The 26,134-nt window shown below is 46.6% G+C and carries 25 protein-coding genes and 1 pseudogene; 12 read left to right on the plus strand and 14 right to left on the minus strand.

Annotation, left to right across the window (positions count from 1 at the left end; translation table 11 throughout):
- Positions 1-715: 715 nt before the first annotated feature.
- From QUB08_RS12600 to QUB08_RS12620, 5 genes are all read left to right on the plus strand, one after another.
- A complete protein-coding gene (locus QUB08_RS12600; RefSeq protein ID WP_333225022.1) occupies positions 716-1,606 on the plus strand; it encodes a HEAT repeat domain-containing protein in 891 nt (296 codons plus the stop codon).
- 107 nt (positions 1,607-1,713) lie between these two features.
- On the plus strand, positions 1,714-2,790 hold the full coding sequence (locus QUB08_RS12605; RefSeq protein WP_333225023.1) for a glycosyltransferase family 4 protein: 1,077 nt from the start codon (positions 1,714-1,716) through the stop codon (positions 2,788-2,790).
- Positions 2,791-2,833: 43 nt separating this feature from the next.
- On the plus strand, positions 2,834-3,595 hold the full coding sequence (map, locus tag QUB08_RS12610; RefSeq protein WP_333225024.1) for a type I methionyl aminopeptidase: 762 nt from the start codon (positions 2,834-2,836) through the stop codon (positions 3,593-3,595).
- Positions 3,596-3,837: 242 nt separating this feature from the next.
- Complete coding sequence (locus tag QUB08_RS12615) at positions 3,838-4,755, plus strand: LD-carboxypeptidase (protein ID WP_333225025.1); 918 nt, start codon at positions 3,838-3,840, stop codon at positions 4,753-4,755.
- Between the two features lie 177 nt (positions 4,756-4,932).
- Positions 4,933-5,715: a hypothetical protein gene (locus tag QUB08_RS12620; RefSeq protein ID WP_333225026.1), complete on the plus strand. Its 783-nt coding sequence runs from the start codon at positions 4,933-4,935 to the stop codon at positions 5,713-5,715.
- Between the two features lie 270 nt (positions 5,716-5,985).
- Here QUB08_RS12620 and QUB08_RS12625 read toward each other — a convergent pair whose 3' ends face one another.
- A complete protein-coding gene (locus QUB08_RS12625; RefSeq protein ID WP_333225027.1) occupies positions 5,986-6,489 on the minus strand; it encodes a YetF domain-containing protein in 504 nt (167 codons plus the stop codon).
- Positions 6,490-6,805: 316 nt separating this feature from the next.
- On the opposite strand from QUB08_RS12625, the gene hemE reads away from it, so the two are divergent.
- The 3 genes from hemE (at position 6,806) to QUB08_RS12640 (ending at position 11,179) form a co-directional block, all read left to right on the plus strand.
- A complete protein-coding gene (gene hemE / locus QUB08_RS12630; protein WP_333225028.1) occupies positions 6,806-7,870 on the plus strand; it encodes a uroporphyrinogen decarboxylase in 1,065 nt (354 codons plus the stop codon).
- A gap of 319 nt (positions 7,871-8,189) precedes the next feature.
- Entirely contained in the window at positions 8,190-9,155 is a 966-nt protein-coding gene (locus QUB08_RS12635; RefSeq protein ID WP_333225029.1) for an NAD(P)-dependent oxidoreductase, read from the plus strand.
- Between the two features lie 431 nt (positions 9,156-9,586).
- A complete protein-coding gene (locus QUB08_RS12640) occupies positions 9,587-11,179 on the plus strand; it encodes a B12-binding domain-containing radical SAM protein (RefSeq protein WP_333225030.1) in 1,593 nt (530 codons plus the stop codon).
- A gap of 110 nt (positions 11,180-11,289) precedes the next feature.
- Here the strand turns inward: QUB08_RS12640 and QUB08_RS12645 are convergent, their stop codons facing one another.
- Together QUB08_RS12645 and vapB are read right to left on the minus strand one after the other, a co-directional pair.
- Positions 11,290-11,571, minus strand: a complete 282-nt coding sequence (locus tag QUB08_RS12645) for a type II toxin-antitoxin system VapC family toxin (RefSeq protein ID WP_333225031.1) — start codon at positions 11,569-11,571, stop codon at positions 11,290-11,292.
- A gap of 100 nt (positions 11,572-11,671) precedes the next feature.
- Entirely contained in the window at positions 11,672-11,893 is a 222-nt protein-coding gene (gene vapB, locus QUB08_RS12650; RefSeq protein WP_333225032.1) for a type II toxin-antitoxin system VapB family antitoxin, read from the minus strand.
- A 313-nt stretch (positions 11,894-12,206) separates the two neighbouring features.
- Here vapB and QUB08_RS12655 point away from each other — a divergent pair, with 313 nt between their 5' ends.
- Positions 12,207-13,103, plus strand: coding sequence for a M48 family metalloprotease (locus QUB08_RS12655; protein ID WP_333225033.1), 897 nt, complete (start codon positions 12,207-12,209; stop codon positions 13,101-13,103).
- 351 nt (positions 13,104-13,454) lie between these two features.
- Here the strand turns inward: QUB08_RS12655 and QUB08_RS12660 are convergent, their stop codons facing one another.
- Both QUB08_RS12660 and QUB08_RS12665 read right to left on the minus strand, forming a co-directional pair.
- Positions 13,455-13,688 carry an HNH endonuclease signature motif containing protein gene (locus QUB08_RS12660; protein WP_333105038.1) on the minus strand — a complete coding sequence of 78 codons (234 nt, stop codon included), beginning with the start codon at positions 13,686-13,688 and terminating at the stop codon, positions 13,455-13,457.
- 192 nt (positions 13,689-13,880) lie between these two features.
- On the minus strand, positions 13,881-14,135 hold the full coding sequence (locus QUB08_RS12665) for a hypothetical protein (RefSeq protein WP_333105036.1): 255 nt from the start codon (positions 14,133-14,135) through the stop codon (positions 13,881-13,883).
- A 238-nt stretch (positions 14,136-14,373) separates the two neighbouring features.
- On the opposite strand from QUB08_RS12665, the gene QUB08_RS12670 reads away from it, so the two are divergent.
- Positions 14,374-15,753, plus strand: a complete 1,380-nt coding sequence (locus tag QUB08_RS12670) for an NB-ARC domain-containing protein (protein ID WP_333225034.1) — start codon at positions 14,374-14,376, stop codon at positions 15,751-15,753.
- Between the two features lie 85 nt (positions 15,754-15,838).
- Here the strand turns inward: QUB08_RS12670 and ftsH4 are convergent, their stop codons facing one another.
- The 3 genes from ftsH4 to QUB08_RS12685 form a co-directional block, all read right to left on the minus strand.
- Complete coding sequence (gene ftsH4 / locus QUB08_RS12675; RefSeq protein ID WP_333225035.1) at positions 15,839-17,713, minus strand: ATP-dependent zinc metalloprotease FtsH4; 1,875 nt, start codon at positions 17,711-17,713, stop codon at positions 15,839-15,841.
- 359 nt (positions 17,714-18,072) lie between these two features.
- Positions 18,073-18,579 carry a tryptophan-rich sensory protein gene (locus tag QUB08_RS12680; RefSeq protein ID WP_333225036.1) on the minus strand — a complete coding sequence of 169 codons (507 nt, stop codon included), beginning with the start codon at positions 18,577-18,579 and terminating at the stop codon, positions 18,073-18,075.
- A 79-nt stretch (positions 18,580-18,658) separates the two neighbouring features.
- Positions 18,659-19,504, minus strand: coding sequence for a M48 family metallopeptidase (locus QUB08_RS12685; protein WP_333225037.1), 846 nt, complete (start codon positions 19,502-19,504; stop codon positions 18,659-18,661).
- A 207-nt stretch (positions 19,505-19,711) separates the two neighbouring features.
- On the opposite strand from QUB08_RS12685, the gene QUB08_RS12690 reads away from it, so the two are divergent.
- Positions 19,712-21,076, plus strand: a complete 1,365-nt coding sequence (locus QUB08_RS12690; RefSeq protein WP_333225038.1) for an ATP-binding protein — start codon at positions 19,712-19,714, stop codon at positions 21,074-21,076.
- Positions 21,077-21,239: 163 nt separating this feature from the next.
- The gene (locus QUB08_RS12695) at positions 21,240-21,806 is read left to right on the plus strand and encodes a hypothetical protein (protein WP_333225039.1); all 567 of its coding nucleotides are present in this window, start codon (positions 21,240-21,242) and stop codon (positions 21,804-21,806) included.
- Between the two features lie 366 nt (positions 21,807-22,172).
- Here QUB08_RS12695 and QUB08_RS12700 read toward each other — a convergent pair whose 3' ends face one another.
- The 6 genes and pseudogenes from QUB08_RS12700 to QUB08_RS12725 form a co-directional block, all read right to left on the minus strand.
- On the minus strand, positions 22,173-23,369 hold the full coding sequence (locus QUB08_RS12700) for a GNAT family N-acetyltransferase (RefSeq protein WP_333225040.1): 1,197 nt from the start codon (positions 23,367-23,369) through the stop codon (positions 22,173-22,175).
- A gap of 76 nt (positions 23,370-23,445) precedes the next feature.
- Positions 23,446-24,180: a RibD family protein gene (locus QUB08_RS12705; RefSeq protein WP_333225041.1), complete on the minus strand. Its 735-nt coding sequence runs from the start codon at positions 24,178-24,180 to the stop codon at positions 23,446-23,448.
- On the minus strand, positions 24,162-24,644 hold the full coding sequence (locus QUB08_RS12710; protein ID WP_333225042.1) for a DUF7689 domain-containing protein: 483 nt from the start codon (positions 24,642-24,644) through the stop codon (positions 24,162-24,164). Before QUB08_RS12710 ends, QUB08_RS12705 begins: the two co-directional genes overlap by 19 nt.
- Positions 24,645-24,688: 44 nt before the next feature.
- Positions 24,689-25,147: a hypothetical protein gene (locus tag QUB08_RS12715; protein WP_333225043.1), complete on the minus strand. Its 459-nt coding sequence runs from the start codon at positions 25,145-25,147 to the stop codon at positions 24,689-24,691.
- A gap of 19 nt (positions 25,148-25,166) precedes the next feature.
- Positions 25,167-25,439 (minus strand): hypothetical protein, encoded by a 273-nt coding sequence (locus QUB08_RS12720; protein ID WP_333225044.1) that lies wholly within the window; start codon positions 25,437-25,439, stop codon positions 25,167-25,169.
- 221 nt (positions 25,440-25,660) lie between these two features.
- A pseudogene (locus QUB08_RS12725) lies at positions 25,661-26,134 on the minus strand (WD40 repeat domain-containing protein); the annotation flags it as partial.

Here is a 26,134-nt window from a genome sequence, read left to right on the forward strand (position 1 = left end):
AACGATCGACCTGTCGGCTCGGAAGCTTGTTAAACTTTTGGTCATGCCACGCTATTAGTGAGAAATCGACGGCGAGCCACAATCGTCTGCTAGCGCCCCCGCAGTGCTGCGCTGCGGGGCCTGCACTGCACACTGCACGTAGGTGAGATTAGCTGCAATCAACTTTCTGGATGCCGCTGCTAAAGTCGCGGCCGCCGATGTAGTTGTTCGTTTTAAACTAATTATTTAAAGGAGTTGCACGTCAATGACACAATTGTGCTTATAATATCTGGCTCAGTGCCCTCTCAAACCAGGGTTTTTCGCTAGTCTGGTGGTATTTGTGAGTTAGTTAAGCCCATAGCAGCTAGGATCTAGCTAACTCAAGGTTAAACTAAAGCTCGTCATGCGGCGTTGCCTCTCAAAACCCGGATTGAGTCTTATGGCGCATTACCGCTCCTCTGTATGTTTGTTCACCTGCATTGCCTGTCTGGGCGCTGCGTTCAGTCTAAGTGCCGACGGAGGGCAACAGGTACTCAATGCCTCTGCGCGTGCTGTTTCCCAAGAAATTGCTCAGGCGAACTCTCCCCCGGACCGCCAGGATTCCAAGCCTCCAAAACCGTCTCCAGCGCCCGATAAAAACAAATCTCAGCCGTCCAAAACGTCCAAATCTAATTCTAAGATCCCGAAATCGGTATCCAATTTGATCGTCATTTTGTCTCGTCAGCGGGGGTTCTTAATGTTGGGTTTGGCAGCAGTTGTCGTCACGGCAGCGGCAGTATTTATCATGCTCAAATTAGTTAGCAGTGACGAGTCAAATTATTCTAAGCGAAGACGGGGAAGATTTGATCGCCAGAACCCAAAAAACTCTCAATTCACTAATCCCGATTCTCCTACAAATTCGCACGCAATTACACAGCAAGAGGCTTCTTTTGGGCTATCAAAACCGCTGTCAGCCTTGCCCTACCCTTTGGATTTGCCAAAAGACTACAGTATTCAGAACAGCGATCAACCTTTTACCCTGGAATCCGGGGAATCAGAATCCCAGGATGCAGCAGTTGAGGGCGATCGAATTAATTCCGACACCTCGCCTTTGGAAACTCACAGCAACGGGTACAGCAACACAGGTTTCAACATTCCCGAAACAACTAATCAAGCCGATGCCCTAGCGAAGAAGAAAGGTATTGCCCTTCCCGAAACGGATGGTAGACCTAAAATTGATATTACTGAAGCACTGATTGAAGATTTGCAGCAGCTAAATCCGGCAAAGAGGGGCAAAGCAATTTGGGAACTAGGCCAGCGGGGAGATTCCAGAGCAGTTGAGCCGTTGCTCGATTTGCTAGCAAATTCCGACTCCAAGCAGTACAGTTTAATTTTGGCAAGTCTCTCAGAAATTGGCATTCGCACGCTCAAACCCATGAATAATGCGTGGTCAATTTCGCTGCAAAATGAAAATCCCGAAGTGCGTAAAAATGCAATTCGCGACTTGACGCGAATATACGAATTGGTGAATCAAATTAGTTACTTATTGCACCGTGCGACGGACGATCCAGATCCAGAAGTTCAGGAAGTTGCTCGCTGGGCAATCAATCAGTTGAACCGCCTCCGTCCGCGTTCTGGGATGGATTAATAAATGTAGCAATTTTTAAGTGATTTTAGATTTGAGATTTTAGAGGGGAGAATTTATAAGTTAGATAATGTTATAATTAGTGACGGCTGACTAATGACTAATGACTAATGACTAATAACCATTTAAAAGTATTGTTCCTATCAACTTCGGTCGGTAAACTCGGTTCGGGGTTGGGTGGCGGAGTCGAACTTACAGTCCTTAACATTGCTAAAGAATTGCAGAGTCGCGGTCATAAAATAGCAGTTTTAGCGCCGATAGGTTCAGTCTTAGAATCAATTTGTGTAATCGAAATAACGGGTGATTTGCAAGTAACCGCCCAAACACAAGATTACAATGATCCTATTGTGATGCCCGCAGATTCTGTGCTGGCGAATATGTGGGAATATGCTCGCCAAGTTCAGGATGAATGGGATGTCATTGTTAATTTTGCCTACGATTGGCTGCCGTTTTATTTAACGCCATTTTTTAGGACTCCGATCGCACATTTGATCAGCATGGGATCACTTTCGGCATCCCTCGATCGCATCGCCGGACAAACCGCCCTGCAGTTTCCTGGTACGATCGGAGTTCACACCGCTTCTCAAGCCCAAACATTTGCCTTTGCCAAGGAGTGTCAGTTGTTGGGAAACGGCATAGATTTATCCCTGTACGAATTTTGCAACAAACCGCACTCTAAATTAGCTTGGCTAGGCCGCATCGCCCCGGAGAAAGGCTTAGAAGATGCAGTAGCAGCAGCGAAAATTACAGGCATTTCCCTAAAAATTATGGGCAAAATGCAAGATGAGGATTATTGGCAAAAAATTTGTGCAGATTACCCGGATGCTCCGGTAGAATATTTAGGGTTTCTGACAACAACCCAAATGCAAGAGCAAGTCCGTCAGTGCCAAGCATTGTTGATGACACCACGTTGGGTGGAAGCTTTCGGAAATGTCGCGATCGAGGCTTTAGCGTGCGGTGTACCTGTGATTGCTTACGAGCGCGGGGGGCCGGCGGAAATTGTGAGAGACGGACTGACGGGCTTTTTAGTGGAGCCTGATAGTGTAAAGGGCTTGGTAGGTGCGATCGCCCGCTTAGACCAAATTGACCGCAGCGCTTGTCGGCGACAAGTAGAGGTAGAATACTCTTTGGAAGCTTTGGGCGATCGTTGTGAACACTGGTTCAAATCTATTCTCAAATTGAGTTAAATAAACTCTTAATCGACAACAAAAAAGAAAACAGAAAAAAACTATGGCAACCGAACGTTTAGTGCTTTTATCCAGTAGAGAAATCGCAAAAATGCGTGAAGCAGGTCGTTTAGCGGCCGAACTTCTGCTACATCTCGAACCGATGGTAAAACCGGGAGTAAGCACTCTGGAAATTAACGATGAAGCCGAACGCTGGACTTTGGCACACGGAGCAAAAAGCGCTCCGCTAGGCTATAAAGGATTTCCAAAATCTCTGTGTGCAAGCGTCAATGAAGTAGTCTGTCACGGCATCCCGAATGCTAAACAAATTCTTAAAGAAGGTGACATTATTAATATTGATGTAACGCCTTTAGTTGACGGCTATCACGGCGATACTTCCAAGACTTTTTTTGTGGGCAAACCTTCACCGGTAGCGAAAAAGTTAGTTGAAGTAACCGAGGAATGTTTAAGAAGAGGAATTGCGGAAGTCAAACCGGGTGCTCGTACCGGTGACATCGGTGCAGCGATTCAAGAATATGCTGAAGCGCAGGGTTTTTCGGTAGTGCGAAATTTTGCGGGACACGGCGTTCATCGCGTTTTTCACACTGAACCGGAAATTTTGCACTACGGTAAGCGGGGTACGGGGAAGAAGCTCAGACAAGGCATGGTTTTTACGATCGAGCCTATGATTAATGAGGGTACTTGGGAAGTGGAAATTTTGGGCGACGGTTGGACTGCGATCACGCAGGATGGAAAGCTTTCGGCTCAATTTGAACACACTCTGGCTGTGACTGATTCTGGGGTGGAAATTCTGACTTTACCTTAATTGTTGACGGTTGACTGTTGACCGTTGACCGTTGACGGTTGACAGTCAATGGTTTGCCATCAACTATCGCTCGCAATCTTTTGACTCAAGAACAAATCGATCGAGTGCATCCTTTATTAAATGAACTTTCACCAAAACTTAATGCCTATCTTAACTCACTAAAAAAAGCCAAAGGCTAACAGTCAAAAGTCAACCGTCAACAGCCAACAGTCAACAGTCAACAGTCAACAATCAACCTACTAATGACTAACATAAAATTTCTACAACCAGGAGATTTGCTCAAAGTAATTGCCCCTAGTGGCACTTTGCGAGAATCAACCAATTTTGAAAAGGGTGTAGAAATTTGGAAATCCCGCGGCTATCGACTTGAATTAACACCGGGTTTTGACGATCGCTGGGGCTATTTGGCCGGTTCCGACGAAAACCGCGTCCGACAGCTCGCAGATGCCCTCAATGACCCGGATTGTCGCGGTATTCTCTGTGTTCGAGGCGGTTTCGGCAGCACTCGACTTTTGGAAAAAGGAAAAGTGGGAAAGGCGGAAAATTCCCAATTTCCAACTCCCGATTCCCATTCGCCGAAATGGTTAATCGGCTTTTCCGACATTACTGCTTTGCTGTGGAATCACGACAAATTGGGGATTTGGGGTGTTCACGGGCCGATGCTGACAACTTTGGCGGATGAACCGGATTGGTCTGTCGATCGACTTTTTGACTGCATAGAAGGTCGTCCCTTACAATCTTTGCAAGGTAAAGGATGGGGTGGCGGACAAGCTACCGGGCGGCTGTTTCCGGCGAATCTGACGGTGGCTTCTCATTTGCTCGGAACCCCGTATCAACCGGATTTGACCGGGGTTATTCTCGCATTTGAGGATGTTTCCGAGGCTCCTTACAGGGTCGATCGAATGCTGACTTTATGGCGGATGGCGGGGGCTTTCGCAGGCGTGCGGGGCATTGCTTTGGGGCGCTTCAGCCGCTGCGAGATTGATCCGAGTATTCCCAGTTTTAGCATTGAAGAGGTTTTGCGCGATCGGCTCTTGGATTTGAATATTCCGATTGTCTCGGATTTGCCCTTCGGGCACGAGGGAGTTAACGCTGCTTTACCCATGGGAATTAGGGCTAGTCTCGACGCTGAATCGGGATTGCTGATTTGCGGCGATTGATCGCAACTTTAGATTAGGAATCTACGTCTATAACTTTAGCTTGAGATTTTGCACCCGCTAAATAGCCGGGTTTGGTGAGGTTGACACGGTTGGCAGAAATTACATTTAAAATAGAGTGTGTATGCAAATGTCGGCGCATAAAAAGCCAAAAGATTTTAAAATTTTTGAGAGGTTAAAATGAAAGCACACAACTTGTTAAACAGTATTGCTGCCACTGTGCTAGTTGCAGGATTGGCACTTACGGGGATTTCTCAGAGTGCTGTTGGCGAACAGATACGGAATAACGATCGCATAGATGGAGTAATCCGCCGCACTTCCCCGATTTACCGTTTCCGAAATATGTGGACACCGGGATCTCCGACGGAAGAATTGCGGGGTCAAGAATACACATTCAGCGCTCGGGAAGGCGACAACATTGAAGTGTTTTTAAACACAGATAGAAGTCGCGGTTTTACTCCCGTAATGGTGCTGTTTTACGGTGACAACAAACAAGTCGCTTTTACGCAAGACCGTTCTTTTAATTATCAAATTCCTCGCAGCGGCGATTACAAACTTTTAGTCTTAACGAAAGATGCTGCCAGAGGCGGTAGCTACACGCTGGAAGTTGCGGGAATTGATGGGGGCGACAGACGATCTGGTAATTCGCGGGACGATTGGTACACGAGGCGAAATGACGATCGATATGACAGTCAATATGACAGAGCACAGACTCTGCAAGATGATTTTGGCTTGCGGTCTGTTGATTGTCGCGAGAGACGTTCTATGGTGAGAGTAAGGTTTGACGATGGAAATCAAGACTCGACTTACTGCGCTGTCCCGACTAGAAACTTTCCAGCGGGAGATTATTACTACAATTCGCGGACTAGAAATTTAGATTCGGCGAGGCGGAATGATAGTAGATTCGATGCGGGCCGAGATCAATGTCGGGTAGTGGTGGGCGGAGTTTGTGTGACGAGATAGTTTCGATTTAATTAACAGTAGGGTGCGTCGCCCGATACAATCTACAACTAAACTTGAAAATATCGCAGCGACGCACCCTACAAGATGAGGGGAATTCTGAGATTTAGAATTCTATCGGGATTAGCCCCTAGTCTCCTGACAGCGATAATTATCGCTTTGTGACCGGGCATTTAGATGGTGACAGATTACCTCCCTACAGCGCTAAGACAGAAACTAAATTTGTATTTAGTTCAGCGTATCAACCGCGGTCTCTACAGATTTAAAGATCGACTAAGCTACATCTTTGAGAGCCGATCGCGAATTGTTCGGAGATTGTTTGACAACGCTCATGCTGCCGTCGGTTTCCAGCACGACTGCTTCGATTTCTTCGATCGACGCGCTGCCCGTCCCCCGAATCGCCGCCCGAATTTCCGATTCACCCACGCGCTGCTGCCGCATCGCCACAGGCAGAAATTGGCCTTGGCTGAGCAGCATAGTAGGTTCGGCTTTGATGAGATTTTTTACCCACTTTACCCGCACGGCAAGCCAGGTGACGATGAATTGCAGCCCGATGAGTAAGCCGAGTCCGAAAACGCCTTCGACGAGCGAAACGTCTTTTGACATGATGACAGTCGCCAGCGTCGAACCGAGGGCGATGGTAACGATGAAATCGAAGGCATTCCACTTCGACAGAGTTCGCTTGCCGGAGATGAGGAGCAAAAAAATCAGCACGACGTAAGCGGAAACGCCCACGGTCAAAATCCGAATCAATTCAAACCAATTGTCAAAAAACATATTTTTATTTCGCCGTCCTGATTTTGGGCGCTTTGCTGCTGCAAAGAGTGCTAGATGCTTCGTCTACTTGATGTCGCCGTCGCGCATTCTGTTAGTTTTGATTGTCATTGTAACAGAAGGGTCAAGGTGAAAATTCAGTATTAGCAATATTTTCAGCTATTAAGAATGCCTTGACCGTGCCAGAAGGTTGCTATCGAACTCAGGCAATTGCCTCATCTCCCTCCCCGCCGAGAGATGAATTTTTTGTCAAAAAGGACGATCGCACAATGGTAAGCTACCAAAGGCATTGAAATATCTAAGGTAGAGAAAAGTTAAAATGTCGGCATTAAATGAAGTTCCCTTGTTGTTGCGGGCAGCCCGTGGCGAAACCCTAGACCGCCCGCCCGTGTGGATGATGCGCCAAGCCGGCCGCTACATGAAGGCTTATCGAGATTTGCGAGAAAAGTATCCCTCGTTTCGCGAACGTTCCGAAATTCCCGAAGTTGCGATCGAAGTTTCACTTCAGCCGTGGCGCGCGTTTCAACCCGACGGCGTAATTCTGTTTTCCGATATTGTCACCCCCATGCCGGGTTTGGGCATCGACATGGACATCGCCGAAGGCAAAGGCCCGATTATCCACGCACCCATCCGCACTCAGCAGCAAATCGACAACCTGCAACCGCTGAACCCGGAAGAAAGCTTGCCGTTTATCAAAACAATCCTGAAATCCCTGCGCGAAGAAGTCGGCAACAAATCCACCGTGCTCGGTTTTGTGGGCGCGCCGTGGACGCTGGCGGCCTATGCGGTTGAGGGTAAAGGTTCTAAGGATTATGCCATCATCAAAAACATGGCATTTTCCGATCCAACTTTACTGCATCAGTTGCTCTCGAAATTTGCAGATGCGATCGCAGTTTACGTGCGCTATCAAATCGACTGCGGCGCGCAAGTCGTGCAAATGTTCGACTCCTGGGCCGGTCAACTCTCCCCGCAAGACTACGACACCTTCGCTCTACCTTACCAGAAACAAGTATTCGAGCAAGTCAAAAAAACCCATCCCGACACCCCGCTAATTCTGTTAGTCACCGGTAGCGCCGGCATTCTCGAACGCATGGCAACATCCGGCGCGGATATCGTCAGCGTCGATTGGACGGTTGATATGGCCGACGCGCGCAAGCGTTTGGGCCCCAATATGAACGTTCAGGGAAATCTCGATCCGGGCGTGTTGTTTGGTTCTCAACCGTTTATTCGCGATCGAATTCTTGATACAATTCGCAAAGCCGGTCATCGCGGACACATCCTCAATTTGGGACACGGCGTCTTACCGGGAACTCCAGAAGATAACGTGCGTTTCTTCTTTGAAACCGCAAAACAAGCCGACAAATTGCTTGCAGTTGCTGCTTAATTTGATTTCGATTTTAGAATCAGATCAAATCCGGTTAATTGCACCTGATATTTGTAGGAAAACGGTATTGCCTATTAATGTCAACTTAAGCCTAAAGCCGCAGTCCGGCAGGGACTTAAGTCCCTGCCTCAAAGCTAAAGTCCTCTTAAGAGGACTGAGAAAAAGACTTGTAAACTCATTAGTCCTCTTCAGAGGACTTTAGCTATTAGACAGGGACTTAAGTCCCTGGCGGCTTTAGGCTTAAGTTGACACTAATAGACCATGCCGTTTCCCTACCGCCCTTAAAAGCGTCAAATCCTCCCTCTTCCCCTGCGGCAAAATGAACTCCAAAAAAATTTTTGTGACGGGTGCAAGTGGCTGTATCGGTCACTACATGGCCGAAACTTTGATTCAAGAAACAAACCACGAACTTTACTTATTAGTTCGTAACCCAGAAAAATTAAAATTTGACTGGAAAGCCCGCCCCGGCATTAATATCATAGAAGGCGATATGCGAGATATCGAGCAACACGCCGAACTTTTGCAAACAATTAATGTAGCAATTGTAGCCGCTACTGCTTGGGGAGGAACTCAAGAAGTTTTTGACGTTAACGTAACGAAAACTCTCCAGCTAATTCAACTACTTTCGCCACAGACTTGCCAACAAGTAATTTATTTTTCAACGGCCAGCATTCTCGGTAGAGACAACAATTTGCTTAAAGAAGCCGGGGAACTGGGGACAGATTATATTAGCTCAAAATACAACTGCATGGTGCATTTGTCAGCCTTGACAAATGTGCCTCCGATTACGGCACTTTACCCGACATTAGTATTGGGAGGAGACGCAGAAAAACCCGTCTCTCACTTGTCATCTGGCTTGCCAGTTGTCGCAAAATGGATTGGTTTGATTCGCTGGTTTAAGGCAGATGGAAGTTTTCACTTTATCCACGGCGCAGACATTGCCACAGTAGTTAATTATTTAGTTGATCACCCGCCTGCTTCCGAGGAACCGCGACATTTTGTGCTAGGAAATCCGGCGATTACAGCTAACGAAGTGGTAGAACAAGCTTGCCAGTATTTGAATAAAAATATATTTTTTCGGATTACTCTGTCACCTTGGCTAGCCGATTTCTTTATTTGGCTGTTCCGAATTCAGGTGGCTGCTTGGGATAGATTTTGCATCAGCTACCGCCATTTTACCTATCAAAACCTTGTGAATCCAGAAAGCATAGGAATGCCAAGTTACTGCGGCACAGTGGCAGATATGTTAAGAACTAGCGGGATTCCGGGCAAAGATTCAAATTAGGCCAGAAGGAAGTTCGGCAGCGGATTTTATAACGGATTTAACGGGTTTAACGGATTTAACGGATGAATGTTGAGGGAAAAGGAAGAGTCAATGTGGATCAAGCAACTAATGTAGAGTTCTTATGGCGCACCAAAGCAGTAATTTACTGTTTCCAGTTCTTTTTTGCCTTAATCCCATGCTTTTTAAATGCGATTATCGTTAATTAAGGGTCAAATACGATAAGATATCAGCATTTGCAAACTTTAACAGGGAACTGCAAGCTAAAAATTGCGCTCAATTTGTGGGTTTTAGGGGGTGTCACCCCTCGCCAGATATTCGATCGAGTGCAAGATCGTAATTTTAGCCTTAACATGAAGTCTTGAGAGTCGATCGAACTTTCAAACACGCCAGCCCGATCGCAAGTTGTTTACTGATGTGAGGTTTAACATATAATGCGAGTCCTTCTAGTTTACCCGCTGTTTCCGAAAACATTTTGGTCTTACGAGAAAATCCTAGAATTAGTCGATCGTAAAGTGCTGCTGCCACCGCTGGGTTTGGTAACGGTAGCAGCTATTTTACCCCAAGAATGGGAATTTAAGTTAGTCGATCGCAACATCAGACAAATCACAGAAGCAGAATGGGAATGGGCCGAGCTCGTTATTCTCTCCGCAATGATTGTCCAAAAAGAAGATTTGCTAGACATAATTCGCGAAGCAAAACGGCGCGGTAAATCCGTAGCTTGCGGCGGCCCTTACCCGACTTCCGTACCCGAAGAACCTCAAGCAGCGGGCATAGATTACCTGATTCTCGACGAAGGCGAAATCACCTTGCCCATGTTCGTAGAAGCGGTACTGCGGGGCGAAAAAAGCGGAATGTATCGATCGGACGGCGTAAAACCCGATGTTACCACAACCCCAGTCCCCCGCTTCGACTTGCTGGAATTAGACGCCTACGACTCGATGTCGATTCAATTTTCCAGAGGCTGCCCTTTCCAGTGCGAATTCTGCGACATCATCGTCCTCTACGGCCGCAAACCCCGCACCAAAAACCCCCAACAATTGATAGCAGAATTAGACTTTCTCTACAACTTGGGCTGGCGGCGCGGCGTGTTCATGGTAGATGACAATTTTATCGGCAACAAACGCAGCGTCAAACTATTGCTAAAAGACTTAAAAGTCTGGCAAGAAGAACACAAATTCCCGTTTACTTTCAACACAGAAGCATCCATCGATTTAGCCCAAGACCAAGAATTGATGGACATGATGGTTGCTTGCAATTTCAATGCAGTGTTTTTAGGGATTGAAACTCCCGACGAAGAAAGCCTGCAAATGACGAAAAAATTCCAAAATACTCGCAATTCCCTGATCGAATCCGTAGAGTTAATTGCCAAATCCGGGTTGCGAGTAATGGCCGGATTTATCATCGGATTCGACGGCGAAAAACCCGGTGCCGGTCAGCGGATTGTCAAGTTTGCCGAAGCAGCCGCCATTCCGAGTACAACCTTTGGAATGCTGCAAGCTTTGCCGCACACTGCATTGTCCCACAGACTAGCAAAAGAAGGGCGGTTGCGCGACAAATCTGGCAACCTCAACCAGACTACCTTGATGAACTTTATCCCGACGCGGCCTCTCGAAGATATTGCCCGCGAATATGTCGAGGCATTCTGCGAAGTGTACGATGCTGAGAAATATTTAGACCGGACTTATCGCCATTTCTTAATGTTGGGTGCACCTACAGCAAATATACCTGCAAGAATTCCCAGTTGGATAGACTTGCGAGCACTGCTAACTGTGGTGTGGCGTCAGGGAGTCAAGCGTAGCACTCGCTGGAAGTTTTGGCATCATTTGTTCAGCATTGTCAAGCGCAATCCTGCGGTTTGGGATCACTATTTAACTGTGTGCGCCCACAACGAGCATTTCCTCGAATACCGCCAGATTGTACGGGATGAAATTGAAGCTCAATTGGCTGACTTTTTGGCTAATGAGTCTCAAACTGTATATCAAGAACCAGTTGCTGTTGAGGAAAAGCAAGTGCAAGCGGTTTAGGGTTGGAGAATTCAACCTAATAGCCAGATACCCGACTTCTTAAACAAGTCGGGTATCTGGCTATTCTGTTTTGTTAGCTGGGCTTACTTATAAAATTTTTGCCTTCTTCATCACCACACCCGCTGAATTGGATAAGCATCGAAAGCCTCATCACGACTAATCAAAACCAGCGAATGATTCATCGTCTGTGCTACCAGAATGCGATCGAAAGGATCTCGATGATGCAGAGGAAGACCTGCATAAATCTCAGTGTCTTCAAATGTAATTGGTAGAATTTGAGCGTTAATGTATTGCAATTCCTTCGGCAGGTCTTCAAATGGCCGATTCAGTTGAAGCTTACCGACATTAATTTTAATAGAGATTTCCCAGAGGCTGGCCATACTAAAATACAAACCTGTTTTAGTATCGATCGCTTATTTTGCTTTACTACCTAGATTGGAATCGCCAAGCAAATACCACAGAAAGGCATGAGTATCTAAAAGGGATTCCATGTTACATATATTCCTTTAAATCTTCCAGCGGTTCATCGAAATCATCAGACATAACGATCTGACCGGCCCAACTACCATAACCATGAGGTTGTTCAATTTGTTCGGGAGATGATTCTGTTTTGGCGTGTTTTTCAAGTAGATATTTTGCATAATGCAATATCTCTTGTTTGAGAGATTCTGGCATCTTGACGACCGTTTGAAAAATCTGTAGCTCGATAGTCATGATTTCTGTACAATTTTTACTATGTCATATTCACTAATTATACTGTAATTGCAGTCCAAGGGTATTTAGAATGGTTATCTCGTTTAATCTCGTTTCCAACCAGAGCCTGGAAATGTCATATCCTGTGGCTCTATCGCCTCTTGAGAGCAGGCGATAGAGCCTCCCGAGGGATTCCCAGTTTCTGACTCAAAAGGTGAAATACTACTATTGGCGACAGCAGTTATTTCGGCAGATAGAGGCGCGATCGCTCCCAAACATGAAAATCTAATTACAAGCTCAAAAATATCAAAATAGCGATCGCCCTCAACCCGCCATGTTAGGAACAAATCAACTCAGAACAGCCGCTCTCTTAGGACTCCTAAGCGGCCTTCTCGTTTTAGGAAGTTATTATTTAATCGGCAACGAGCAAGGACTTTACATCGGTTTAGCGCTAGCCGCCTTCTCAAGTTTTAGCTCTTGGTACTATTCCGACACGGCCGCTTTAATGGCTTACCGCGCTCAGCCGATCGCCCGCAGCGAAGCACCCGAAATCTACGATATGGTAGCATCGCTGAGCGAAAAAGCCCAAATTCCCGTACCGAAAATCTTTGTAGTTCCCACTCAATCTCCCAACGCATTCGCCACAGGAAGAGACCCGGAACACGCGACAATAGCAGTTACTGAAGGCATCATGAATCTGCTTTCCCGCGAAGAATTGGAAGGCGTTTTAGCGCACGAACTCACGCACATCCGCAACCGCGACACCCTCACTCAAGCAGTTGCAGGAACAATTGCCGGTGCAATTACATTTATCGGGCGAATTCTGACTTTTGGAGCGCTTTACGGCCCGGTGACGCGGGATAGCAGACAAGGGCCGAATCCGTTTGGGTTGCTGTTTTTAATCATTTTAGCACCCCTATCAGCAACCGTAATTCAAATGGCGATTTCTCGGACAAGGGAATTTGCAGCAGACAGCGGTGCGGTGGAAATTACCAATAACCCGATCGGCTTAGCAAACGCGCTGCAAAAATTGGAGAAAATGGGTCATGAAATTCCGATGCACGGCAATCCTGCGATGTCGCCGCTGCTAATTGTGAATCCTTTTTCGACTAAAGGTTTGCAGTCACTTTTCCGCACTCACCCGCCGACAGAGGAGCGGATTCAACGCCTTTTGGAAATCGCGCAGCAGCAGCAAGGTACTCCAGTTATGGCCTACGTACCCGGAATTTGAGCGGTCGAAAATGCAGCAAAAATATGGAGAAGCCCGGTTGTTTGAAGCAGCCGGGTTTCTGTTTGTTTATAATGGTAAAGGAATTATAGCTATAGATTTAATGAGGTGGAAACCCTGAGTAAAGATGAACTAGAGTATGAAGTCAGTAAAGAATGGGTTGAAAAGTTTACAAAAACTATAGCTGCGATGGAGCGGGATGCAGAAGCAAAAAGAAAGGACTTTCTCAGATGGGATGCAGGTTGAGGTGCGATTTAACCCCTTAAATAAAAATAAAAACCTCAGCAACAAAAGCTGAGGCTTATCAATTTTTATAGGTATCTTGGAGAACAGTAGGCAAGCTTGACGTTGTATTCAAAATCGCCAAATATCGACTTGTATTTCTCCATTGTGGTAAGCCCTGTGGCACTCTGGGCAAAGTGTCATCATATTCTTCAAATCCGCCGGACCACCATCACTGTAAGCAATAACATGGTGTCCATTTGCGATCTCCGGGACTTTACCGCAAATTTCACATTCGTTACCATCCCTCTGCTTGACTGCCTTCTGTGCCTTCAAGTGTTCGTTGGATCGTTTCTGACTTGCCACGTTACTTACCCTCGATTTCCTTGTTGGATGAACCCTTAAATGTTTGTGGACTGGCCCCCAGAATTGAGATATCGCTATTTGGAGCAACTGACTTGACTGTTTTCACTATCCCATGAGCAACATCGGCGTAGTTTTCATCAGATAAACCATGAACTGTTATTTTAAGAGACTTCTTACCCATTACTCACCTCATTAAGCCGTTATAGAGAGAACTTCTTGACCACTAGCATCGGTTGCCCGTGCTTCAACTTCACCATCTCCATGAGTGATGGTAATCTCTGGTAATTTAGACAGTTTAGGCTGTCCATATGCATCACGGGATACGGAGTAAACAAAAACTTCCTCGTTCGGTTTCCGCACAACTATGTGAATCGCTTCACCAATGTATGAGACATTCAAAACTTGGTCGCCTTCCTTGAGAATTTTGACGATGAGCGTGTCTTTCATCTCACTGATATCTTATTAAATTTATAGGTTGAGCCATGTATTTGACATTTCCCAGAGTAAAGTTGCTCCCGCTCCATACTAGCACTTAACTTTGGTTTTTCAGCTTGCAAAAACTTTGGTAGTTATCGGGACTTTTCGAGTTGATAACAGACAAAAAATTGGGAAATATGGGAAAATGTTGGGAAATGTGAGTAAATGTTGGGTACAATACAACCAACCTTGATATCTATCCGGATGTATGAACCTTACAGAAGTGCTAAAACTCGCAGAAGATTTGGTATTTGCTAGAACAGGTAAGCACCTCAATGACTTGCAAGAGAGGATTCTGCGCGGAACATGGGAAGATGAAGGCTACAAAGAAATTGCCAAGGCGGTTAATAGATCAGAGGATCGTGTTAGAGAGGTAGGAATGGAATTATGGCAGGCACTTTCAGAAGAATTGGGAGAAGATGTTACTAAATCAAATTTTCGCTCGGCAATTAAGAGGTTCCAAGTCTCTAATTCTTCAAACTTTGCACAAGGTGACGTTGTAGCCATCGGTAATTTTAACATTTGTGGAGATGCTAGATACCCGCCAGATCTCCCAAACTCACACCCACCAAATCAGGAAACATCTAACACAAAACAACCTCAAACTCTACATCAAGATTTAAGCGAAATGCCAGAGTTGGGCGATTTCTACCATCGCACCCCCGAACTCGACACCCTCACCACCTGGATTCTACAACAACGCAGCCGCCTGATCACGCTCACCGGCATCAGTGGAATCGGCAAAACATCCCTAGCAGTGCAACTCGTACAACAAATTAAAGACGAGTTTGAGTACGCAGTTTGGTACACTCTAGACGAATTCCCCAGCATAGATAAATTTCAATCTAACCTAACACAGCTTTTTTCCCAGTCAGAAAAACAAGATTTATCCCCAACAAACCAGAAACGCTTACCGCTGATTAAGTATTTGCAAAACCATCGCTGTTTAGTAGTCTTAGATGACGTTCAAAACCTTTTTTCTAGGGGGGAATTGGCAGGAAAATATAAACCCCAATGCGAAGAATATCGCTCTTTATTCAAACAAATAGAAAAATTATCCCATCAAAGTTGCTTTCTGTTAATCGGTTGGGAACAACCCAGAGAAGTCACTCAAGTTAAAAACCAAAATACTCCCATTCGTACTTTACAACTCAAAGGTTTAGACATCGCCGCCGGACGGGAAATACTCAGAGATTATGGGTTAGAAGAAATTGACAACAATGAAGCACTCATTCATCGCTACCAAGGCAACCCCCTATGGTTAAAAAGCGTGGCTAATTTGATTCAAGAGTTGGGAATCGGCGTGACAGAATTATTACTAGATAATATCATATTGTTGCCAGAAGATTTGAAAGATATTTTACAGCAGCAGTACGATCGCACTTCCGAACTAGAAAAACAAGTTATGTCTTTGTTGGCTAGGGAAAACCAGCCAGTCAACCTAGCAAAATTACTAGAAAAAGGACAAATATCCTCATCAGATTTACTCAACGCGCTCCAATCTTTATCACGGCGCTGCTTTATAGAAAAACAGGAAAGTCTTTACACTCTCCCACCTGTATTGAGGCAGTATATCAAAGGGTTGTAACCTAACGCGATTCCTACCAGTAAGTATCAAAAAACGCAGATGATTTGGAATCATCTGCGTTCATCTGCGGTTTAATTAAACCCTATTAAACTGAAGCTGCAACCTTATCTAAAGGCCGCACTTGACCGAGGAATTCGCGAAGTGCGTCACCTTCCACCACCTCAGTTTCCAACAGTTTCTGCGTAATTGTTTCCAACAATTCTCGATTGGCTTTCAGAATATCCAAAGCTTGCTGGTGTGCAGTTTCGACTATTTCCTTCACTTCTTGGTCGATCGCCTCAGCAGTCTGAGCACTGACAGCGCGGCGGGCATTTCCCATACCGTCATTGAGGAACATTGCTTGCTGGCCTCGATCGTAAGCTAGAGGCCCCAAAACCTTACTCATCCCGTAAGTTGTCACCATCCGTTCAGCTAAATCAGTCGCCCTTTGCAAGTCGTTGGAAGCGCCAGTAGTAATGCTACCAAACACAACTTCCTCAGCCGATCGCCCGCCCAACAAAGTCGCAATTTGACCGCGCAATTCCGATTCATCTAACAAAAAACGGTCTTCTGTGGGTACTTGCAACGTGTAACCCAATGCTGCCATACCGCGCGGGACGATCGATATTTTGGCCACTTCGCCACCGCCAGTCAGTGCGGCACCAACCATCGCGTGCCCGACTTCGTGGTAAGCCACAATCTTTTTCTCTTTTTCGTTGAGCACCCGGCTTTTCTTTTCCAAGCCAGCTACAACGCGCTCAAACGCCTCAAAAAAGTCTTCCTGCGCTACAGTTAGTCGTTTGTTGCGGGCCGCCAACAAAGCAGCTTCATTGACCAAATTTGCCAAATCTGCGCCCGAAAAACCGGGGGTACGAGTGGCAACTGCCTTCAAGTCAATATCCGGGCCCAACTTCACTTTTTGAGAGTGAATGTTCAAAATTGCTTCGCGGCCAGACAAATCCGGGCGATCGACTAAAACTTGGCGATCGAAACGACCAGGGCGCAACAAAGCAGCATCCAAACTTTCCGGGCGGTTAGTTGCAGCCAACACAATTACCGTAGTATTGCCCGCAGCAAAACCATCCATTTCAGTTAACAGTTGATTGAGAGTTTGTTCGCGCTCGTCATTCCCGCCGAAGCTAGCGTTACTGCTGCGGGATTTGCCTATCGCGTCCAATTCATCAATGAAAATAATACAAGGAGCCTGTTTCTTAGCCTGCTCGAATAAATCTCTAACTCTTGCAGAACCAACACCTACAAACAGTTCCACAAACTCCGAACCCGAAATGCTAAAAAACGGCACGCCAGCTTCACCAGCCACTGCTTTTGCTAACAGAGTTTTGCCAGTTCCCGGCGGCCCGACTAACAGCACACCTTTCGGAATTCTCGCGCCAATTGCCGTAAATCTGTCGGGAGTTTTCAGGAATTCAACAACTTCGACTAATTCAGTTTTAGCCTCTTCTACTCCAGCCACATCAGCAAAAGTAATTTTCGCCGATTCGCCTTCTACATAGACCTTAGCTTTGCTTTTGCCGATCGACAGTGCACCCTGTGGCCCGCCACCCTGCCTGTTCATGAAAAATTGAAAAATCGCCACAAAAATCAGCGGCGGAACCACCCAGCTCAAAACACTGCCGATCCAGCCATTTTTAGAAGGGGGAGTTGCCGCAAATTCAACGCCTTTTTCTTGCAAAAGTTTAGGCAGTTCCAGGTCAAAAATAGGCGTAGTTGACAGCACTTGACCGGGTTGATCGCCTTCGCCTTTGAGTTGGTAGCGAATTTCATTTTGGCCTACCGAAGCTCGGACTACATCTTGTTCTTGCACTTGATGGACGAACAAGCTGTAAGGCACTTGCGGAATTTGGGGCCCGAACAAATTGGGCAAAAAGATATTTGCCAGCAGGAACAAACTTGATAGCAATAACAAAATATTGCTAATTTGCCGAAAACGAGGGGGTTGGGGCTGGTCTTTAATTGCCATTGATAACTGTCATCCTTTGATTTAAACCAGTTTTATTCATCTATTTTCTCATCAAATATGCACGCACAGTCAAGCGGATTTCCTCACTCGATTGGGTCGGTTAACCAGGCTGCAAGGATTTGCTACTATTAACAATCCTTTTTTTTAATGAACTGCGAAGGTGTGAATAAGAACAGGCGGGACGCCTGTTCCACAAGACAAGAGAAGAAAAGAGAAGAGCATTATCCTTGTGAATGGTTAGTTAATAGTTATTCAATGGTTATTACTTCAGAATCGCTTTAAAATTTTCTCGATCTTTTCTTACTTCGTGGAACAGGCGTCTCGCCTGTTATTCTTCGCGTCTTCGCGGTTCGTTATATTTATGCAGCTTCTGGGTTTAAATCAATCATTTCCCAAGTAATATAAGTGCCGATCGCACCCCAAATCGCGTAAGGCAAAAGTAACAAAGCTGCTGTTTGAGAAATTGGCAAAACAGCCAACGTCAACACACATCCCAAAATCTCGCCAGCCCCTCCCAACATTGTCCCTACTTTGAGACTTTTGGCTCTGAGAGTAGCGGGAATATAAGCAACTGTGACAATTTCTAAAAGCAAGTACAAAGCCATCAACAGCCCACTTTTAAGGCTCCCTGGCTCCTGTTCCCACACGAAAGTAGCGCTGCCGGCCCCGCAAGCAAAAATCACCGTCCAAATTAACGGAATAGCAGGCTCAAAAAACATCCAATCCGGTCTTTGAAGTTTGACTGCCCAGTTAATATCGCGCAGTTTAAAAAACAGAGTACCGAACGCGACTGAGAAAGTCACGCCGCCGATAATCATCCAAGATTCAATCATGGTTTTCAACTTTCCAATTGCTCGATCGCTCATTAAGTCGATCGTGTCAAATCCAAGCCGAACTTTGATCCGCCTTTAGTAATAACTTTTGTAAAGCCCGATGCAATTATTGCTAACCGCCCGACACATTTTTAGCAAACTCTTCGCGTCCAGACCTCAAATTAGCTGGAACGCCGTTAGGGTAATTTTTCGCGATTAAAGCTTGCAACTTTTCAACTCGGTTTTCAGGGTTCGGGTGAGAACTTAAAAACTCCGGCGGCGCTTCGCCCTTCCTAGCAGCACCGAGAATTTTCATCACCTCAACAATACCTCTAGGATCGTAACCCGCTTCCGTCATAAACCGAAAACCGAGCTGATCGCTCTCAAGTTCATCAGACCTACCGTACCGCAAACCGACAACTTGATTGACAGCTTGAGCAATTAATGCTGCCTGCTGACCGCCCCCGCGATCGTCGCTAGTAGCCACCCCAACCGCCGTTACCAAAGACCTGCCCAACTGCTGTTTTGCCAAGTGTTCCGCACCGTGCCGGCCCACCACGTGACCGGCCTCGTGCCCCAGTACAGCAGCCAACTGAGCCTCCGAATTCAGCCGCCGCAGCAGCCCCGCAGTAATGAAAACTTGTCCCCCCGGTAAAGCAAAAGCATTCACAGTTTCTGGGTCTCGCAGCAGGTGGAATTCAAACGGATAACCTGCTTGTTTCGCCACCGAACCGTTGACAACTCGTTCTCCTACTCGATCGACATACTGCTGAATACTCTGGCTGGGATAAAGCCCCCCGTATTTGGAGGCCATTTGATCTCGCGCCTGCAATCCCAAAACTATCTCTTGGCGAGGAGAAAGCTGCACCCGCTGTCTCTCTCCTGTTACCGGATTTTGTACATCGTTTGTAAAATAGGTAATTGCCCCAAAAAATGCCATTAATAGCCCGATCGCAGCTCGAAATAAAAATTTATTCACAGGCTTTCTACCTAAAAAGTTTAGCGAGTAGACTACCAGGCTGACACCTCTCTCCACATCTGTCTGAAGTATTAATAATGGAAAGAGGAACCGCTGATTAAGGCAGATATACGCTGATGAACGCAGATGAATCTCAAGATATGAGCCGGCGATATTACTTCAGATTTTATTTAATATTCTATTGGTGATTCCTGATTTTTTCGCAATATGTTCCAAGCTACCCGTCGTCGCCTCGCTATTTGGTACACAGCCGTTACTGCTGTATTGTTGCTTGTATTCGCCACTGGTTTCTATTTCTACGTCCGCCATACTTTGATCGATCGCATTGATGACACCCTCAATCATGTTGTTGAAGTAATAGAGCGAACTCTCGTTATCGAACCGCTAACTTTCCCTACTACCAAAGATAAAAATAAGTTGCAAGTTAATATTCAAGCCAGTTTTCGAGATAGCACCGATGCAGTAGAAGACGACCACATTGATTTAGAATGGTTCAGTCCTACGGGCGAATTGCTGTGGTCTACTTTATCGGAACCGCTGAATATTCCTATTCACGCTAACCGCACCGGCGAAACAGTTTGGATAATTAATAATAAGTTGCAGTCGGCTCAAAACTATTCCCTCCGACAAGTAACGCAGCGAGTACAAATCGGTCGCCAAGTTCTGGGATATTTGCGAGTCAGCCATCCTTGGTTTGAAGTGACAAAACCCATCCGCCAATTAATTCTCGATTTGATTTTGGGCGCGGGTTTAACTCTAATTTGCGTTGCAGCTATTGGGTGGCTGCTGTCGGGATTGGCGATGGCACCGGTGCGGGAGTCTTACGGGCGTCTCAAACAGTTTACCGCTGATGCTTCTCACGAACTCAGAAATCCGATCGCCACTATTCAAACTAACGTCCAAGTAGCTTTGGCGGAACCGGATATCGAACCGCAGCAGCATCAACAGCTACAAGTTATCGAACGCCTAACGCGCCGTTTGGGGCGCTTGGTTGACGATTTGCTGTTTTTAGCCAGACAAGACAGCGGTATCGTGCAGCAGCAGTGGATTGAGGTTCCTCTCGATGCTTTGCTGATGGAGGTAATTGAAGAACAACAGGCGATCGCCACTACCCAAAATCTCTCTCTTTCTTTGGAAATTGTCGATCAGCCCAACGCTGAGAATAACTTTACAGTCTTAGGCGACTGGGATCAACTAGCCCGACTTTTTACCAATCTCGTCAGCAACGCCGTGCAGTACACGCCCTCTGGCGGCGAAATTGAAGTAGAATTGCAACTTGCAGCTAAAAACAAAAGAAATTCGCCGATGTTAAATCCAGCGCTGCAAATCAAAGTAACAGACACCGGCATCGGAATTTCCGCAGAAGCCCTGCCGCATTTGTTCGATCGATTCTACCGCGCAGATCCCGCCCGCACCCACCGCAGCGCCGCAGGTTCCGGTTTAGGATTAGCCATCGCCAAAGCAATTGTCGAAAATCACCGCGGCCAAATCCGCATTGACAGCCAAGTCGATCGAGGTACCACCGTTACCGTCACCCTCCCCCCACACAAATCAGAAGCATCTCGCCTCTAAAACTTCCCCTCCTCCTCTGCGCCCTCTGCGGTAAAAAAAAATCTACCCCTCAAGCCAGATTCTTCCTACATCGCGCCTAAACCCAGCTATTAAAATTCAATTCCAGCATAGATTAACATAAACGTTGTTGGAAAACCTCGATCGAACTTGTGAGGAGTTATTTATGTTTCACCACAATCTACCGTTAAAAAAAATCAGCTTGCTAGCCGCCACCTGCGGGGGTTTACTCGTTAGTCTCGCAACACTTTCCCAAGCCGGCGGCCCCCCGCCCCAACAAGGAAAACCCGTTTCCCAACCCGCAGAAACTCCCGCAGCCACTGAAGAACCCGTCAGCGAACCAACTCCCGCTGCGAGTCCGGGCCCCAGCGGGATGCCCTCTACACCAACAGACGCGCCTCCCCGCTTCCCCATGCCCAGTGCGCGAGTTACGCCTGCCGAAGGCATGATAGTAATTAAACTGGTGAATACCACCAATGCTGTCATCAATTATCAAATCGTAGGCGTCACCCAGCCGCGCACTCTGGGCGAACAATCTGAAATTTTGCTTCAAGCCCTCAAAGTGCCAATCACCCTCACTTACCAGCGCCCAGACGGCGGATTGCTGCTGGTTCGCCCCCAAGCAACCGCGATGCCGGGAATGTTGCAAGTCAGTTTCGGGGCGACAACTGACTTGGACGCTGATACAAAATCGCTGCAAATTCAGGAAGATGGCAAGGTAATTTTGAATTAGTTTAACTGTTGACTGTTGACTGTTGACTGTTGACTGTTGACTGTTGACTGTTGACTATTGACTGTTGACTGTTGACTGTTGACTGTTACCATTCGTGTCAACTTAAGACTAAAATCCATAATAAATATCGTTTATAGTTGAGTTTCGATCCCCCCTAACCCCCCTTAATAAGGGGGGGACAAGAGTATTCTTACGTCCCCTCTAACTCCCATTAATAAAGGGGGAAGAGCATTCAAATTCCCCCTTCTTAAGGGGGATTTAGGGGTATCGAAACTTCGATACAAACGAGATATACACAGGGTTTTAGTATTAGGTTGACACCGATGGGCTGTTACTAATTTACAATTCCCAATTCCCAGTCAGCCGTCACTCGCCGAGTAACAAAGGAGGTAACTTAGTAAAAGGTAAATCCTCGTTGACTGCATCAATTTCTTCCTGTTCTCTTTCGTTAATTTGACCGATATAAGACTTGAGAATTTGCGCCAGACGGTTGTTATAAAATCGGTGCAAACTATAATTTGGCGTAGCTGGAAAGCCGCGCCGTTTTTTGTGCCGCCCGCCGGCACCGGGATCGAAGCTTTGGATGCCCCGATCGATCGCCCATTCGATCGGCGTATAGTAGCAAGCATCGAAGTGCAAACAGTCTATTTCCTGCAAACTTCCCCAATAACGCCCGTACAGTCGATCGCCCTTATACAAACAAAAAGACATACCCACCGGCTGTCTCTCATCTTCCTTGTCGTAGGCGGCTACAAATAAAACTCGATCGCGATAATTGTGGTGCAACTGTTCAAAAAATCGCTTAGTCAGATACTTGCTTCCCCACCAACCAAATTTGTCGCAAGTATTCTCATAAAAAGCATACATTTGAGCAAACATGGCTTGGGGAATTTCATCGCCCGTCAGCGTTTTTATCAACAAACCAGCTTGATCGACTGCTTTGCGTTCGCGCTTGATATTGCGGCGCTGGTTGGCATTAAATGCGCCTAAATAATTGTCAAAATTTTGATAGCCTTGATTTTGCCAAATATAGCTGTGGTGCAGCCAACTGCTGAAACCGTGGCTTTCCATGCGCTGCCGCCATTCTGGATCGACATAAAGGAAATTGCAGCCGGAGATATTGTGGCGATCGCAAAAATGGTCGATCGCGCTTACCATTACTCCGGTTAACTCGTCTTCATCTTCCCCCTCGGCAATCAAAAACCGATAGCCTTCAGCCGGAGTAAACGGCGTCATTCCCATCAATTTCGGATAATATTTAATGCCCAAACGTTGAGCTAAATCGGCCCACTGATTATCGAATACAAATTCGCCGTAGCTGTGGCTTTTGACATACAGTGGCGCACAAGCAATCAACTGTTTGTCTCGCCACACAGTCAAGTGATGCGGCAGCCAACCGGTTTTACCTGTCGCACTGCCCGATACTTCGAGATTGTTAAGCCAATCCCATTCCAGAAATGGAGTTTTTAGTGGCATCGCCAAGGCATCCCACGACGCTTGCGGGATTTCGCCTATTGTGCTAATCCAGGCTACAGAATATTGAGGTTTTGGCTGTTTCAGCATAGGGAGATTTGAGCGTAGAGCGATCGAACTTCATTTAAGTTAATACAATTATTTGATCGCTGGGAAACGCGAGTAATCAGAAACCGGGTTTTTGCGAAAATCCTTGATCGCAGTCGCCAGATTCAGGAAAAAACCCGGTTTCTTTAGCCCGATCGACCTTATAATGCAAAAACACCTCTTGTCCCACCTGTTTAACCGCCAAAAGCTGCAATTTCGGAGCCAAATCCGCCAAAAAACCCTTTCCCTCAACGGGAGTTGGCGCATCCACTCCGCCCAAAATTAACGGGCACACCGTCAGCCAAAGTTCATCAACCAAGCCCGCAGCGAGCACAGACGCTACCAGTTTCCCTCCGCCCAGAATCGCCAAGCGTTTGATACCCAAGCTGGCTAGCTGTTGAAACGCATCAATCCAATCAATCTCTCCATCCGTTGTTTTAGCATGGATAGTGCGATCGAACTCACAGTCATTCACCGTGTTCGCATCTTGGCCAGTCAGCAGCCATCGCGGCACCGGTTGCTGGAAAAATCGCAAGTTTGGGTCAAATTGGGGCGATCGCGAACATACAATTTGCACCGGTTGTGGGGGCTTCCCTTGCAGTTCCCTCTGTTTGAGCAATTCCGGCGAAATCACTCTCATCGTCGTCCCATAAGCCTGTAAAGTGCCGTTGCCGAACAAAACCGCGTCACTTGCTGCTACTTGCTGTTCGAGGTGGGCTTTGTCGTTGGCAGAACCGAATCTCGCGGGCGATCGCACTGCATCTGCAATCTTACCATCGGCACTGATCGCGAGTATTACTGTTGTGTGGGGCATTCGATATCTTTACGCATAATACAAGCAACATTCCCATAAAATTCACCGACGAGCCCTTCGAGAGTTTCATGTTGAATATCTTCATCTTGGCCGAGTTTGCTCGTCCATTTCCCATCAGGTAGCTGTCTGGCTGCGTGTGTCGGTTTCGCCGCAGAATCAGCGTAGATTGCTATCTTTTGAAATCCTGGTTCTAAATTCGGACGATCGCAAACTTGATAACCTATAGTTTGATAAGCTTGGATGAAAGCATTAAGCGTCACTTCGCGCGGTACTCCCGCAGGCCAATAATCAATATTTTGTGAATCCGGCCACCACCATCTCTCGTTATCTTCTGCCGCCCAATCAATACAATTATAATCGATTGTATCGGGGCTAGTGATTTTATAACCTGTATTTGACAAGTTAGGAAAATCTCGTTCTATCCAAACTTTAACCCTAGCAATCCAGGCTTCATTTCCTACCATTTGTAACCTTTCTCTCTGCCCCAATTTAACCAAGTTGCAATCATTTATTGCGTTTTACCCCGCTGTTCTGGCGTTACTGGTTCTTCACGACTAATTGCTTTGAGAGCCCAAAACCAGCGGCCGGAATTATTTTCCAATTCTCGCAACAATAGCGGAATCACATTGGGGCCCATGCCAATAATTTGCTGATAGGCTGGGTGTACTGACATTTGTTCGGTGGATGAAATGCCGCGAGTTTCGGTTTTCCATTGTTCGGCTAACTGGTAAAAGGTTGTTGCTAATTCTGTTTGTTGGCGGGAATTGCCTGTGGCACTTTCTTCTGATAAGGATAGTTGCTCGATAGCTTCCTGGAAGTTAGAAGGAAGTTTGTCTGTTTCTGGATTGCCGGTAAATGGCATTAATGCTGCTATGATTTGTCCGTTGCGAGTCAACATAATTGGCTCTTGACTATTTGCATATTCTGCAAGCGGATCGATCGCTTCGGTAATTTCAATAACTCTCATAATTGTTTTGAGTTTATCCTTATTTTACACTGTTTTTTGATCGCCCGATCGCCCGTTTCCCAAAAGTCGATCGCCCAAATCCCCAAAAGTCGATCGCCCGTTTCCCAAAAAGTCGATCGCCCGTTTCCCAAAAAGTCGATCGCCCGTTTCCCAAAAGTCGATCGCCCGTTTCCCAAAAAGTCGATCGCCCGTTTCCCAAAAAGTCGATCGCCCGTTTCCGCAAAAGTCGATCGCCCAAATCCCCAAAAGTCGATCGCCCGTTTGCAGTAAAACCTTTTGTATCTGTCGTCAATCGCCGAGGCCAGATCCCCCTAAATCCCCCTTAAGAAGGTGGACTTTGAAAAGATTCTTGTCCCCCCCTTCTTTAAGGGGGGCTAGGGGGGATCTGGCCTTAGTCGATCGCCCGCCCAACTAAATCGAATGCGACGATCGCATCTAACAATCGTAAATACGGCAAAATATAACACCGCGCCGTGCCGTTTCCCTACCCCAAAAAATCATCGCAAATTTGTCTCAAACATCGCCCAAATCCCCCATTCCCTCCAAACGCAGGAAATGCACCCGGCCCGACGAATCGCCCGCTACAACTGTCACTCCATCAGGCGCAAAAGCACAGCCATAAAACGCACTATCTCCGCTGAAACTAGCAACCTCTTTACCTGTGAGCAAATCCCAGATTTTCAGGGTTTTATCCCCGGATGCGGAAATCGCCGTGAGGCCGTCGGGTGCGATCGCCACTGCATATACCCAGTCACTATGACCCGTGAGAGTTTTCAGTTCTAAGCCTGTCTCGGTATCCCAGATTTTCAGGGTTTTATCCCAGGATGCCGAAATCGCGGTTTTTCCGTCGGGTGCGATCGCCACTGCTTTTACCAGGAAACTATGACCCGTGAGAGTTTTGAGTTCCCGGCCTGTCTCGGTGTCCCAGATTTTCAGGGTTTGATCCTCGGATGCCGAAATCGCGGTTTTTCCGTCCGGTGCGATCGC

Origin of the sequence: Microcoleus sp. BR0-C5, assembly GCF_036705045.1 — a bacterium.
Taxonomy (GTDB): Bacteria; Cyanobacteriota; Cyanobacteriia; order Cyanobacteriales; family Microcoleaceae; genus Microcoleus.